This window comes from Thalassobaculum salexigens DSM 19539, assembly GCF_000423805.1.
In the GTDB taxonomy this organism is placed as follows: domain Bacteria; phylum Pseudomonadota; class Alphaproteobacteria; order Thalassobaculales; family Thalassobaculaceae; genus Thalassobaculum; species Thalassobaculum litoreum.
In genome coordinates this window covers 1468751-1481570 of the sequence record NZ_KE384093.1, presented here as the reverse complement: position 1 = coordinate 1481570, position 12820 = coordinate 1468751, and the positions used below count along the sequence as shown (strand labels likewise).

Annotated in this window: 13 protein-coding genes and 1 riboswitch; of the genes, 9 read left to right on the top strand and 4 right to left on the bottom strand. The window is 67.8% G+C overall.

Features of this window, described 5'->3' with window-relative positions:
- The first annotated feature begins 262 nt into the window (after nucleotides 1-262).
- The 3 genes from G578_RS0111325 to G578_RS25885 all read left to right on the top strand — a co-directional run bounded on the left by G578_RS0111325 (nucleotide 263) and on the right by G578_RS25885 (nucleotide 4022).
- Complete coding sequence (locus tag G578_RS0111325; protein ID WP_028794335.1) at nucleotides 263-1243, top strand: M14 family metallopeptidase; 981 nt, start codon at nucleotides 263-265, stop codon at nucleotides 1241-1243.
- A complete protein-coding gene (locus G578_RS0111320) occupies nucleotides 1236-2405 on the top strand; it encodes an AbrB family transcriptional regulator (RefSeq protein ID WP_156907285.1) in 1170 nt (389 codons plus the stop codon). The genes G578_RS0111325 and G578_RS0111320 overlap by 8 nt, the downstream gene beginning before the upstream one ends.
- 150 nt (nucleotides 2406-2555) lie before the next feature.
- A complete protein-coding gene (locus G578_RS25885; protein WP_169400852.1) occupies nucleotides 2556-4022 on the top strand; it encodes a sensor histidine kinase in 1467 nt (488 codons plus the stop codon).
- 46 nt (nucleotides 4023-4068) lie between these two features.
- On the opposite strand, the gene G578_RS0111310 is transcribed toward G578_RS25885, so the two are convergent.
- On the bottom strand, nucleotides 4069-4593 hold the full coding sequence (locus G578_RS0111310; RefSeq protein WP_028794333.1) for an arsenate reductase ArsC: 525 nt from the start codon (nucleotides 4591-4593) through the stop codon (nucleotides 4069-4071).
- On the bottom strand, nucleotides 4593-4907 hold the full coding sequence (locus G578_RS0111305) for an ArsR/SmtB family transcription factor (protein WP_425425901.1): 315 nt from the start codon (nucleotides 4905-4907) through the stop codon (nucleotides 4593-4595). Before G578_RS0111305 ends, G578_RS0111310 begins: the two co-directional genes overlap by 1 nt.
- 128 nt (nucleotides 4908-5035) lie before the next feature.
- Here G578_RS0111305 and G578_RS0111300 point away from each other — a divergent pair, with 128 nt between their 5' ends.
- The 6 genes from G578_RS0111300 (at nucleotide 5036) to G578_RS0111275 (ending at nucleotide 11878) form a co-directional block, all read left to right on the top strand.
- Complete coding sequence (locus tag G578_RS0111300; protein WP_028794331.1) at nucleotides 5036-6046, top strand: ArsJ-associated glyceraldehyde-3-phosphate dehydrogenase; 1011 nt, start codon at nucleotides 5036-5038, stop codon at nucleotides 6044-6046.
- A 16-nt stretch (nucleotides 6047-6062) separates the two neighbouring features.
- Complete coding sequence (arsJ, locus tag G578_RS25880) at nucleotides 6063-7388, top strand: organoarsenical effux MFS transporter ArsJ (RefSeq protein WP_051244622.1); 1326 nt, start codon at nucleotides 6063-6065, stop codon at nucleotides 7386-7388.
- 110 nt (nucleotides 7389-7498) lie between these two features.
- Complete coding sequence (locus tag G578_RS0111290; protein ID WP_028794330.1) at nucleotides 7499-8638, top strand: mandelate racemase/muconate lactonizing enzyme family protein; 1140 nt, start codon at nucleotides 7499-7501, stop codon at nucleotides 8636-8638.
- A 178-nt stretch (nucleotides 8639-8816) separates the two neighbouring features.
- Nucleotides 8817-10304, top strand: coding sequence for a hypothetical protein (locus tag G578_RS0111285; protein ID WP_156907284.1), 1488 nt, complete (start codon nucleotides 8817-8819; stop codon nucleotides 10302-10304).
- Between the two features lie 100 nt (nucleotides 10305-10404).
- Nucleotides 10405-10568, top strand: a riboswitch (FMN riboswitch).
- An 89-nt stretch (nucleotides 10569-10657) separates the two neighbouring features.
- Nucleotides 10658-11185: a 6,7-dimethyl-8-ribityllumazine synthase gene (locus G578_RS25875; protein ID WP_051244619.1), complete on the top strand. Its 528-nt coding sequence runs from the start codon at nucleotides 10658-10660 to the stop codon at nucleotides 11183-11185.
- A 129-nt stretch (nucleotides 11186-11314) separates the two neighbouring features.
- Entirely contained in the window at nucleotides 11315-11878 is a 564-nt protein-coding gene (locus G578_RS0111275; protein ID WP_028794328.1) for a hypothetical protein, read from the top strand.
- Nucleotides 11879-11902: 24 nt separating this feature from the next.
- Here the strand turns inward: G578_RS0111275 and G578_RS25870 are convergent, their stop codons facing one another.
- Both G578_RS25870 and G578_RS0111265 read right to left on the bottom strand, forming a co-directional pair.
- Nucleotides 11903-12163: a hypothetical protein gene (locus tag G578_RS25870; protein ID WP_038014013.1), complete on the bottom strand. Its 261-nt coding sequence runs from the start codon at nucleotides 12161-12163 to the stop codon at nucleotides 11903-11905.
- A gap of 171 nt (nucleotides 12164-12334) precedes the next feature.
- Nucleotides 12335-12790, bottom strand: a complete 456-nt coding sequence (locus G578_RS0111265) for a YcgN family cysteine cluster protein (protein ID WP_028794327.1) — start codon at nucleotides 12788-12790, stop codon at nucleotides 12335-12337.
- Between the last annotated feature and the right edge of the window lie 30 nt (nucleotides 12791-12820).

Below are 12820 nucleotides of genomic sequence, written 5' to 3'. Positions count from 1 at the left end.
GCGCAGTCGTGTCGTTGCACGCGCGAAGGCCAGAGCATGGCGGAAACGACCGCCGCATACAATCCCGGTGGCGGCCAAAAACACCGATCGCGCCGGGAACGCGCCCGTTGCGCTATGGCGTTCGCTCCGGCCTTGGCATAGCCTGAAACCGGTGCCGCCCAGGCGCCGCGCGCCCTCGCCCCCCAATCGACCACAACCGCCGCACAATGATGTCCCCTGCCTCACCCAAGCGGTCCCCCGGCACAGCGCACGGGATGACCGCGTGATCGTCCGCGCCCCGTCCGGGGCCTCCCCCACCGGATCCTGGCCGGTCGAGCTGCCCGCCCCCGATATCGAGCGCTGGCGGGCCGGCAATACCGGCATCCCGTTCTTCACCACCCTCGACTCGGAGCGGCCGGGTCCGCACGTGATGGTGACGGCGGTCACCCACGGCAACGAGCTGTGCGGCGCCATCGTGCTCGACCGCTTTCTGGCGAGCGGCCGGCGGCCCCGCGCCGGCCGGCTGACCCTCGGCTTCGGCAACGTCGCCGCCTACCGCGCCTTCGATCCGGCCTATCCGACCCTGTCGCGCTTCGTCGACGAGGACATGAACCGGGTCTGGGACCGGGCCACGCTGGAGGGGCCGCGGTCCTCGGTCGAGCTGGCCCGGGCCCGCGCCATCCGCCCGCTGCTCGACACCGCCGATCTGCTGCTCGACATCCATTCCATGTCCAACCCGGTGGAGCCGCTGATGCTGGCCGGCGCCTGCGACAAGGGCGTGGCCCTGGCCCGCCGGGTCGGCACCCCGGCCTCCATCGTCGTCGATGCCGGCCACGCCGCGGGCGCGCGGATGCGCGACTACGGCTTCTTCGCCGAGCCCGACGACCCGCGCGCCGCCCTGCTGCTGGAGGCGGGCCAGCACTGGGCCGCGGACACCCTGCCGGTGACCGAGGAGGCGTTCGACCGCTTCCTGGTCGCCGCCGGCAGCCTGGCGCCCGACGACATCCCGGCCGCCCACCGCGCCGCGCCGCCGCCGCAGCGCATCATCCAGGTCACCGAGACCGTCACCGTGCGCGGCGCCAGCTTCTCCTTCGTGGCGGAGTATCTCGGCATGGAGGAGATCGAGAAGGCCGGCACCGTGCTCGGCTACGACGACGGCACGCCGGTGGTCACCCCCTACGACAACTGCATCCTGATCATGCCGTCGCGCCGCCTGTCGGCCGGCCAGACGGCGGTGCGCCTCGGGCGGGTGGTCGATGGCTGAGAACGGAAACGGCAGGAAGCCCGAGAACGACGCCCCCAAGAACGACGCCCCCGAGGCCGACGACGACCTGATCCCGGAGGAGACCCCCGGCAAGCCCGGCGGCGACCGCATGACCACCGGCAAGCCGCGCGGCTCCATGGTCCTGGCGCTGGCGATCGGCGCCGGCGGCGGGCTGCTGTTCGCCTGGGCCCAGCTGCCGCTGCCCTGGATGATGGGGGCGATGGTCGCCAGCACCATCGCCTCGGTGGCCGGTGCCGGCATCCGCGTCGACTACCGCCTGCGCACGGCGATGATCGCCATTCTCGGCGTCATGCTGGGCAGCGCCTTCCGCCCCGAGCTGATCGACCGCGCCGGCGACTGGGCGGTGTCCATCGCCGGCCTGCTGGTCTACGCGGTGACCGCCGGCGCCCTGGTGACCTGGTATTTCCGCAAGGTCGGCGGCTACGACGCCGTCACCTCCTATTTCGCCTCCTCCCCCGGGGGGCTGAACGAGATGGTGCTGGTCGGCCGGGCGATGGGCGGCGACGACCGGGTGATCGCCCTGACCCACTCCGCCCGCATCTTGCTGGTGGTGATGACGATCCCCTTCGTGTTCCGGATCTTCGCCGACTACACGCCGTCGGGCACCCTGCTGCCGCCGGGGGCCGGACTGGACATGGCGGTGCAGGACTGGGCGATCCTGGCCGGCTGCGCGGTGGTCGGCGCCCTCATCGGCAAGCTGCTGCGCATCCCGGCCGCCTTTCTGGTCGGGCCGATGGCGATGTCCGGCATCATCCATCTGGCCGGGGTGACCGAGGCCAGCCCGCCGAGCCTGCTGGTCGCCTGCGCCCAGGTGGTGATGGGCACCGGCATCGGCTGCCGTTTCGCCGGCACGCCGGTGCGCGAGATCGCCCGCATCGTGAAGATCTCCATCGGCTCGACGATCATCCTGCTGGTGTTCGGCGTGATCTTCGGCCTGGTGCTCGAGCAGGTGACCGACGTGCCGTGGTTCGTGCTGGTCCTGGCCTATGCGCCCGGCGGGCTGGCGGAGATGAGCCTGATCGCCCTGGCGCTGGGCCGCGACGTGGCGTTCGTGGCGACCCACCACATCTTCCGGATCGGCTTCATCGTCATCCTGGCGCCGGCGGCGTTCCGGCTGATGCGGCGGGGCGGCGGCAAGTAGGGGCGGCGGCAAGCATTTACACGGCCGGAGCCTGACCGTTGTAGAATCTCGCGGTTGTAGGGCCTCATGGTTTTGGGGCCCCACGGTTCTAAGACGGCCCGCGTTCGGCTATCGTGGCGGTCGACCGCCGGCAACTCCTGGGCATTTTCGGTGACCTTGTTTCAGTTGGACACATTTCAGGCGTTTCTATTTTTCAGTGTCGCGGTCGCGCTCGTCCGGATTGCGCGTCCGCATCCGCTCAGCTTCCGCGCCGCGCTGCGCTGGATGGCGGCCGGATTCGCCGCCCTCGCCGCGTCGCGGGTCAGCGTCTACCTGCTTCCGGCCCATCCCGGTGTGGCCGAGACGCTGCTGACCGCCGCCGGCATCGGTCTGTTCGCGACCGGCCTGCTGCACTTCGCCCGGAACATGCGCCGAAGCGTCACCACGGCCGAGCTGCTGCGATCCGCGCTCGACACCGCCTCGGACGGCGTCTGGCTCTACGACAGCAACGAGCGGGTGGTGTTCACCAACACCCGCTACCACGAGCTCAATCCCGAGGTCCCGTCGAAGGACGCGATCCTCGGCTACACGATGGAAGAGCTGCTCCGCCTCAACCAGAAGGACAAGGACCCGAAGGCGGAGGTGGATCCCGAATCCCGGATCCAGGAACTGCTGGCCGAGCGCCGCAGCGGCCGGGAGATCGTCAAGGAGGTGGCGCGCCCGACCGGCATCACCTTCCTGATCCGGGCGAAGCCGACGCGGGACGGCGGGCTGCTGGTGCTGCAGACCGACATCACCGCCCTGAAGACCGCCGAACGCGATCTGCGCCAGGCGAAGGAGGCGGTCGACGCCGCCAACCTGGACCTGGAACGCAAGGTCGGCGACCGGACCCGGGAGCTGCGCCAGGCGCTGATCCAGGCCGAGATGGCCAACCGCTCGAAGACCGATTTCCTGGCCAATGTGAGCCACGAGCTGCGCACGCCCCTGAATTCCATCCTCGGGTTCTCGGAGATGATCACCGGTCGCGCCTACGGCCCCATCGGCAGCGACCGGTACCTGGAATGCGCCCGCTACGTGCACGATTCCGGCGTGCATCTGCTGGAACTCATCAACGAGATCCTGGACGTCGCGCGGATCGAGGCGGGCCAGCTCACCATCGTGCCGCAGTATGTCGGTATCGGCGATGTGCTGAAGGAGTGCGCCGCGATGCTGACCCCGCGCGCCGAGGCCAAGACCGTCGCGCTGACCTTCAGCGCGGCCCCCGACCTGCCGCCCGCCTTCGCCGACGGTCTCCGCGTCAAGCAGATCGTCCTCAACCTGACCGAGAACGCGATCAAGTTCACCGACACCGGCGGCGCGGTGCGCGTGACGGCCGACGCGAGCGACGACGGCGGGGTGCGGATCCGGATCAGCGACACCGGCATCGGCATGACCGGCCCGCAGATCGAGAAGGCGCTGGAACGCTTCGGTCAGGTCCGCAGCAACCCGATGACCACGCGCGAGGGAGTGGGCCTGGGCCTGGCGATCTGCAAGTCCCTGATGGAACTCCACGGCGGCACCCTCGACATCGACAGCGTGCCCGAGCAGGGCACCACCGTGTCGATCGTCTTCCCGCCCCGGGGGGCGTCGCAGGGGTAGGAGCGCGGGCGGACCGGTCGGGTTATCGAACGACAGCGCAACCGACTCAGACCCCGGACAACTCCGACGACGCTGCGGTCTGTCCGATATCGTCGAGCCGCTTCTTCAGCGTAAGCTTGTCGAGCGACCGGATCGGCAGGCTGACGAAGATCGAGAGCCGCGTGTGGATCATGCGGAAAGCCTCGGCAAACGCGAACCGCTTCTCCGCCTCGTTCCCCTCGACGGCCGCCGGATCGATCACCGGCCAGTGAGCCGACATCGGCTGACCGGGCCAGACCGGACAGACTTCCTTCGCCGCGTCGTCGCAGACCGTGAAGACGAAGTCCATCACCGGAGCGTCGGCACCGGCGAATTCGTCCCAGTCCTTGGAGCGAAGCTGGTCGGTCGGATAGTTCTGATGCTTCAGCAGGTCGATGGCATACGGGTGGACCGCTCCCTTCGGCCGACTGCCCGCACTGAAGGCGTCGAACCGCTCGGCATCGAGCCGCTTCAGGATGCACTCGGCCATGATGCTCCTGGCGGAGTTCCCGGTGCAGAGAAACAACACGTTGTAACGCGACTGGCCCGTCATCATTCCACTCCCTCTCCGCAAGCGGGTATCGGCATACCGGTGACAAGGGAACCGCAGACTTCCGGGTGACCGTCGCAACAGTCCTCCGTCAGATAAGCGATCAGTTTCCGCATCCCTTCCAGGTCCACCGCGTAGAAGACGTTCCGGTGAACCCGCCGGGACCTCAGAAGACCGGCACGCTCCATCTGGGTCAGATGGAACGACGCACTCGACCTGCTGATCCCGACGCGGTCTCCGATCTCTCCGGCAGGCAACCCAGACGGGCCACGTTTCATAAGCAGCTTGAAGACCCGCATCCGATGCTGATGGGCCATTCCAAGCAGGGCTTCTATCGCTTGTGCTTCTCTCATTACAAAGATATTTGTATCGTCGGATTGAGGATGTGTCTACTCCCAGATCGCCCGATCTGATCCGCTCCATCTGATCGCAGGAGGTTCGATAAATGCCCGCACGCGTTGCCATCAATGGCATGGGCCGCATGGGACTGCTGGGGGTCCGAGCCGGAATCGGAAACCCGGCCTTCGAGATCGTGGCGATGAACGAAACCTCGGGCGGTGCGGAGGTCGTTGCCCACCTCCTGGAGTTCGACAGCGTTCACGGCCGCTGGTCCGTTCCGGTGGCCCATGACGGGGGAAGCGTGGTGATCGACGGCAGAACGATCCCCGTCACCGACGCGGTCTCGCCTGCCGAGCTGCCCTGGACCGGCGACGACACCGACATCGTCCTGGAGTGCACCGGCAGGTTCAAAACGGTCGACAGCCTGAAGCCCTATTTCGACCGGGGAATCAAAAAGGTCATCGTCTCGGCCCCCGTGAAGGACGCCTCGGCTCTGAACATCGTGATGGGCGTGAACGATCACCTCTACGATCCGGCCAGGCACGCCGTCATCACCGCCGCCTCCTGCACCACGAACTGCCTCGCCCCGGTCGTGAAGGTGATCCACGAAGGTCTGGGGATCGACCACGGGACGATGACGACGATCCACGACGTGACGAATACGCAGGTCCTGGTCGACCGCCCGAAGACGGACCTCCGCCGGGCCCGGTCCGCCCTGAACTCGCTGATCCCGACGTCGACCGGCTCGGCGACCGCCATCACGCTGATCTATCCGGAGCTCAACGGGAAGCTGAACGGCCACGCCGTCCGCGTTCCCCTGCTCAACGCATCGCTCACCGATTGCGTCTTCGAGGTCTCGCGGGACACGAGTGTGGAGGAGGTGAACGGCCTGTTCCGGGACGCGGCGGCGGGACCGCTGAAGGGCATCCTCGGCTACGAGGAGCGCCCGCTGGTCTCCAGCGACTACGTCAACGATCCCCGCTCAAGCATCGTCGACGCCCCCTCCACCATGGTGGTCGACCGACGGATGGTGAAAATCTACGCCTGGTACGACAACGAGTGGGGATACATGAACCGCATGATGGAGCTGACGGCCAAGATAGCCGGCTCGCTGTGACGGCCTGGAGCCCGCCATGACCAACCTGCCCGCCATGACCAGCCTGAAGGACTATGCCACGGTCACCGCCGCCTATTGGGGGTTCACCCTGACGGACGGGGCGTTGCGGATGCTGGTGCTTCTGCACTTCCACCGGCTTGGCTACTCCCCACTCGACATCGCGATCCTGTTCCTCCTCTACGAGGCGATGGGCGTGGTCACCAACTTCGTCGGCGGCTGGGTGGGGTCACGCTTCGGACTTCGGATCACCCTGTTCGTCGGGCTGGCCGTTCAGATCGTCGCGTTGGTCATGCTCTCGCTCCTCGATCCCGGCTGGGTCGCCGCGATGTCGGTAGCCTATGTCATGACGGCCCAGGCCCTGTCCGGCATCGCCAAGGACCTCACGAAGATGAGCTCCAAGTCGGCCGTGAAGCTGGTCGTCGCGTCCGGGGATCAGGGCGGGCTGTTCAAATGGGTCGCGGTGCTGACCGGGTCGAAGAACGCCTTGAAGGGCGTCGGCTTCCTGCTGGGCGGCGTGATGCTCCAGACCCTGGGTTTCGTGTCGTCCCTGTGGGTCATGGCGGCCGGGCTCGGGCTCGTGCTGACCGCCGCCCTGATATTGGTGCGAGCCGATCTCGGTCGTGCCAAGGAGAAGGTGAAGGCCCGCGAGCTGTTCTCCAAGACCCGGGAGATCAACATCCTGTCTGCGGCCCGCGTGTTTCTCTTCGCCTCGCGGGACGTCTGGTTCGTCGTCGGTGTTCCGATCTTTCTGTACGACCAGCTTGGATGGACCTTCGATCAGGTCGGGGCCTTCATGGCCGTCTGGGTGATCGGCTACGGCATGGTGCAGGCGGTCGCACCACGGATGCTGGGCCGCGATGCCGCCGCCAGAGCCCCCAGGCTTGCGAAGGTTTGGGGGGCGGGTCTGGCAGTCATCCCGGCCGTGCTCGCCGCGGCGATGATGCCGGCGAGCCTTGCGACCCTCTCGGACGCCACCGGTTGGGCGCTGCCTGCGGGACTCCAGTCGTTGCTGCTGATCGGCGGTCTGATGCTGTTCGGCGTCGTCTTCGCCCTGAACTCGTCGATCCATTCCTACCTGATCGTCGCCTATTCGGACGCCGACAAAGTCGCCCTGAATGTCGGCTTCTACTACATGGCGAATGCCATCGGCAGATTCGGCGGAACACTGCTGTCGGGGCTCCTCTATCAGTTTGCCGGATTGCCGGGTGCCCTATGGATGTCGGCCGGGCTTCTGGCGATGACCGTGGCGATTACGTTGGCCCTGCCGCGTCCGGCCGCTTCCGACACGTCCGAGTTGGCGACCGCCGCCGCCCTCACGTCGATTGCCCCCGGCACCGACTGAGCCATCGACCGTTTCCGATGCCCCGTCACGGTCGTCATTCTCCGGCACCGGACGCCGGACTTGCTCACCGGATCTGCTACCCTCCCACGAAAACCCTGGGGAGGCCGTCCATGAAGATCACCGCCATCCGCGCCCATGTGCTGGAGGCGCCCATCGCCGAGCGGTTCGCGTTCAGCCAGGCCTGGGTCGACCGGCGGGTCGGGCTGGTCGTCGAGATCGAGACCGATGCCGGGATCACCGGCTGGGGCGACGGGTACGGGCCGCCCTGGGCGCTGGCCACCGTCATCGAGAAATACTACGCCCCGCGGCTGATCGGCCGCGCGCCCCTGGCCGGCGACGCGCTGTGGGAGGAGCTGTACAATTCCCTGCGCGACCACGGGCAGCGCGGCGTGCCGGTGCAGGCGCTGTCGGCCCTCGACATCGCCCTGTGGGACCTGCGCGGCAAGTATTTCGGCGCGCCGGTCCATGTGCTGATGGGCGGGCCGGTGCGTTCGTCCGTGCGGGCCTACGCCACCGGCCTGTACCGGCGCCGCGACGACCGGGGCGACAACCACCGGCTGCTGGCCGAGGAGGCGCGCGGCTATCTCGATGCCGGGTTCACCGCCATGAAGACCAAGGTCGGGTTCGGCTTCGACGACGACATCGCCCTGGTGGAGATGCTGCGCCAGACCATCGACGGCGGGGTGGCGCTGTTCGTCGACGCCAATCACGGCTGCGACCGGGTGCAGGCCGCCCGCCTGGCCCGCGCCATGGAGCCGCTGGGGATCGGCTGGTTCGAGGAGCCGCTGGAACCCGAGGATGTGGCGGGCTATGCCGAGCTGCGCACCCGCACCGGCATCCCGATCGCCGGCGGCGAGTGCTCGTTCACCCGGCACGATTTCCGCCGGATCCTGGAGGCCGGCGCGATGGACGTGATCCAGCCGGACACCGCCTCCTGCGGCGGGCTGAGCGAGGCCAAGCGGATCGCCGACATGGCCTGGACCCACGGCATCCGCTACAATCCGCATGTCTGGGGCACCGGGATCGGGCTGGCGGCGGCGATGCAGCTGCTCGCCGTGCTGCCGACCACCGCCCCGGCCTTCGGCGCCCACCAGCCGCTGCTGGAATACGACAGCACCCCCCACCCGTTCCGCCAGGATCTGCTGGTCGAGCCGATCCGCGTGGCCGACGGCATCGCCCATGTGCCCGACGGACCGGGTCTCGGCGTGGAAGTCCGGCGCGACGTGCTGGAGCGCTGGCGGGTGAACTGAGCGCCCCGAGACCCCGCGCCTGACCGGGCAGCGCCGCGGCAGGCGTCGCGGGGTCGCCGCCAGCTCACCGATTCCACGGTTTTTATATTATCAATTTCTACCATAAGATTATTTATGCTACCTTTGAAATAACGTGGGGACTTTAATGCAACCTTGACTCATCCTTTCGGAGGGTTTCATGACCGGAATACCAAAGTTCACCCCACTCATAGGGGCCGCTTGCCTCGTCGCCGGACTGGCCGGGCCGGCCGGGGCGCAGACCCCACTGCCATCCAACGTGATGGATACCTGCGTCGTCTCGTCGAGCGAGTTCGACAGTTGGAAGGCCCCCGCCTCCGGCGTCTTCAAGGCGGCCGACAGCGTCACCTTCGACGACGCCAACGACTGCAACTTCTTCAAGTGGGGCGCCCAGATGTTCCTGTGGCTGACCTCCCAGCCGGACGGCACGCTGGTCTTCGACGGCCCCGACTTCTTCGGCGTGTCGGACGATGCCTACGTGGCGCAGGACGGCAACGCCGCGATGACCCTGCAGCCGCGGGTCGTCAAGCCGCAGGAAGACACCGGCGCCGGTCAGGCCGGGGGCGGCGGCGTCCTCATTTCGCCGCAGGGCGAGATCATCCACTACGGGATCAACACCAACAACGTCTACGCCTACTACCAGACCGGGGTGAAGAGCACGTCCAACCCGGCCAATTTCCAGGGCGAGCTCGCCACCGATTTCCCGACCACGGCGGCCGACCTCACCGCTATCACCAACTACGCCGACAGCACATTCGGGACCTCGGGCCTGTCGTCGGGCGATGCCCTGGCTATGGAATTGAAGACCTCGTGGATCGACGCGGCCAGCCTCGACAATCCGCAGGATTACGTGACGGCGATGGCCACGGTCGCCACCTTCGAGCATACCTCGGAGACGACCTGGACGCAGACCGGCACCGCCCTCAAGCGCGTCGCTCTGGTCGGCATGCATATCGTCGGGTCGGTCAACAACCACCCGGAGATGGTCTGGGCGACCTTCGAGCACATCAACAACGCGCCGCAGAACGGGTACCTGTATTTCACCACGTTCGGCACCATCGCCAGCGCATCCTATGACGGCAACGGCAACCTGACCTGGCTGTTCAACGACTCACCGCAGGAAAGCCATACGCCGGTGCTGCGGATCGTCGAGCGGGCCACCTATTCCGGCAGCTCAACCCCGCCGACGATCACCGCCGACAGCGGCGAGACGATCGGACCGAACACGGTGGTGCGGATCAACCCCTGGGGCGACGCGCCGATCCCCAACCTGCCGGGCGGTGCGGCCCAGTACAGCGGCAATTCCTCGGCGCTCACCCGCGCCACGGATCTGATCTCCCTGAACCGCTCCGTCCTCAACTGGATCGGCGACGGCGACGTCCGCTCGAACTACATCCAGACCGGGTCGATCTGGAGCAGCGGCGGCCCCGACGCCATTCCCACCAGCGGCACCGACAGCGTCCTGCGCGGAACCCGACGCCTGGCCAACGCGACCATGGAGACCTTCCACCAGTTCCCGGACAGCTCGGGCACCGGGTCGTTCAAACCGGAGAACTGCTTCGGCTGCCATTCGGTCGACAAGAACGACAGCCCGAGCCAGGGGGTCAGCCATATCTTCGACAGCCTGACGCCGCTGACCCCGCAATAAGCATTCTCACCCGATCCAAAGAGCCACCCGGCATCGCGCTGGGTGGCTCGACACCTCCTTCCCCCTGCCTGTAGTCTCCCGCCGCCGCACCGGTGGTGCGGCGCGTTATCGGGGCAGGGTGGAAGTCCCCACCGGCGGTGATGGTCCCAGGCGGCGCCCGGGGCCGAGCCCGCGAGCGCCTTCGGGGATTGCCTCCTTGGAGGGTCAGCAGATCCGGTGCGATCCCGGAGCCGACGGTCACAGTCCGGATGAAAGATAACGAAGGAGAGAGCGGATCCGCGCGCCTCGGGCGCGGGGATGCGCCCGCGAGTTCGTACGCCCTGGTTCACCGCTCATGTCCAAGGAGGACAGCCATGAATCAGAGCACCGAAACCACCACCAACTCCCCCGCCACCTCCACCGCCACCTCCCCTGCCAGCACAAACAAGCCGGCCGGCCGCATCGCCTTCATCCAGGCGCGCTGGCATGCCGAGATCGTCGATGCCTGCCGGGTCTCGTTCCTGGAGACGCTGCGGCGCGACCAGCCGGGCGCCTTCGCGGTCGATGTCTACGACGTGCCCGGCGCCTTCGAGATCCCGCTGCTGGCAAGGCGGCTGGCCCGCGCGGGGACATACCGGGCGGTGGTCGCCGCCGCCTTCGTTGTCGATGGCGGCATCTACCGCCACGACTTCGTCGCCCAGAGCGTCATCTCCGGGCTGATGCAGGCGCAGATGGAGGCCGATCTGCCGGTGCTGTCGGCCGTGCTGACCCCGCACCGCTTCCATGAGAGCGCCGAGCACCAGGCGTTCTTCCTCGACCATTTCCGCCTGAAGGGCCGCGAGGTCGCCGCCGCCTGCCTCGCGGTCACCGCCGAGCCGGTCCCGGTCGCCGTGGCGGCCTGATCGCGGATCACGTCCGGGCCGGGTCCCGCTGTTACCAACAGTCGCAGCCGCTTTGCTCGCAGTCCCGACGCATTCCCCGCGGCCGGCGGCTGCGGCATACTCGGCGTCAACAGACTTGGGAGGATACCAATGTTCGATCTCGACCGGTTCATCGAGGACTGCTACGCGGCGCTGGACGAGAAGACGCCGGATCGCGCGGCCCAGGAGGTCGTCGCCCGCGCCGTGGCGGACCCGGGCGCCCTGATGTCGGCGCTCGGCGAGCCGCAGAAGGCCGGCGTCAGCACCCTGCACCGCTCCGACCGGCTCACCGTGCTGAATCTGGTCTGGGGGCCGGAGATGCACCTGATGCCGCATAACCACAACATGTGGGCGTCGATCGGCATCTATACCGGGGCCGAGCTGAACACCTTCTGGCGGCGCAGCCCCGACGGGCTGCAGCAGCTCGGCGGCAAGGAGATGGGCGAGAAGGAGGCGGTCTGGCTCGGCGAGACGGCGATCCACTCGGTCACCAACCCGCTGTCCCGGCTGACCGGCGCGCTGCATGTCTATGGCGGCGACTTCTTCGCGCCGGGCCGCAGCGAATGGGACGACGAGACCCTGCGCGAGGCGCCCTATGACAGCGAGAAGCTGGTGCGCCTGTTCGAGGAGAGCAACACGCGGCTGGACGAACTGAAGGCGGCCGGCGCGCTCTGACGCCGGGGCGTTCCGGGCCGGGCTCTACTGGCCCAGATCGACCTTGCCGACGCCGTCGTCCAGGCGCCGCTGGCCGTCGCCGGCCGGCTGATCGCCGCCTGCGCCGGCGGTGCTCGGCGCCATGCCGCCGTCGCGCGGGGTGCACTCGTTGGAGAACACCTGGGTGAACAGGCTCTCCTTGCACTCGGCCCACGGCCGGTCGAGCTGGCCGGTCTCGGCCATGTAAATCTGACTGATGGCCAGCACGGCGAGGATCGCCGCCAATATCCACATGCCTCGGCCCATCGGGTCCTCATCCTGGTGTGCGGGTCTCTGGTGTTCCGCATATGGGGATCGCGGCGGCGCGGTGCCAGGGTGGGGTTTCTGGAGCGGAGGTCGGGGAGCTTGCCCCCTCACCCTCCGGTCATCCTGAAACGAGTTGGGGATGACGGTGAAGGGATGGGTGGGCGGGCCCTCTCACGCCGGCCAGTCGACGATGTGCTCGACCAGCTCGGCATCGTCGACCACGGTCTCCGAGATCGCCCGGCCGCGCACCGACACCCCCGCTTCGTGCACCGTGTCGGGGTCGCCGCTGACCAGCGGGTGCCACCAGTACAGCGGCTTGCCCTCCTTCAGCAGGCGGTAGGCGCAGGTCGACGGCATCCACTGCAGCTGGCTCACCAACTTGACGCTGAGCACCACGCAGTCCGGCACGATCTTCTTGCGGTTGGCATAGTCCGAACACCGGCAGCTGCCGCAGTCCAGCAGCTTGCAGGCGACGTCGGTATAGGAGATCTCGTCGGTCTCGGCGTCCTGCAGCTTGACCAGGCAGCACTTGCCGCAGCCGTCGCACAGGCTCTCCCACTCGGCCCGGGTCATCTGGGAGAGCGATTTCGTCTCCCAGAACCGGTCTTCGCCTTCATCCGCCTGCATGGTCCCCGTCTACACTTCGGCTTCGCGATG

Coding starts and splice junctions, on each gene's coding strand:
- G578_RS0111320 (WP_156907285.1), top strand. CDS start 1,236: ATGGCTGAGAACGGAAACGGCAGGAAGCCCGAGAACGACGCCCCCAAG.
- G578_RS0111265 (WP_028794327.1), bottom strand. CDS start 12,790: ATGCAGGCGGATGAAGGCGAAGACCGGTTCTGGGAGACGAAATCGCTC.
- G578_RS0111300 (WP_028794331.1), top strand. CDS start 5,036: ATGCCCGCACGCGTTGCCATCAATGGCATGGGCCGCATGGGACTGCTG.
- G578_RS25875 (WP_051244619.1), top strand. CDS start 10,658: ATGAATCAGAGCACCGAAACCACCACCAACTCCCCCGCCACCTCCACC.
- G578_RS0111285 (WP_156907284.1), top strand. CDS start 8,817: ATGACCGGAATACCAAAGTTCACCCCACTCATAGGGGCCGCTTGCCTC.
- G578_RS0111275 (WP_028794328.1), top strand. CDS start 11,315: ATGTTCGATCTCGACCGGTTCATCGAGGACTGCTACGCGGCGCTGGAC.
- G578_RS25870 (WP_038014013.1), bottom strand. CDS start 12,163: ATGGGCCGAGGCATGTGGATATTGGCGGCGATCCTCGCCGTGCTGGCC.
- arsJ (WP_051244622.1), top strand. CDS start 6,063: ATGACCAACCTGCCCGCCATGACCAGCCTGAAGGACTATGCCACGGTC.
- G578_RS0111290 (WP_028794330.1), top strand. CDS start 7,499: ATGAAGATCACCGCCATCCGCGCCCATGTGCTGGAGGCGCCCATCGCC.
- G578_RS0111310 (WP_028794333.1), bottom strand. CDS start 4,593: ATGACGGGCCAGTCGCGTTACAACGTGTTGTTTCTCTGCACCGGGAAC.
- G578_RS0111305 (WP_425425901.1), bottom strand. CDS start 4,907: ATGGCCCATCAGCATCGGATGCGGGTCTTCAAGCTGCTTATGAAACGT.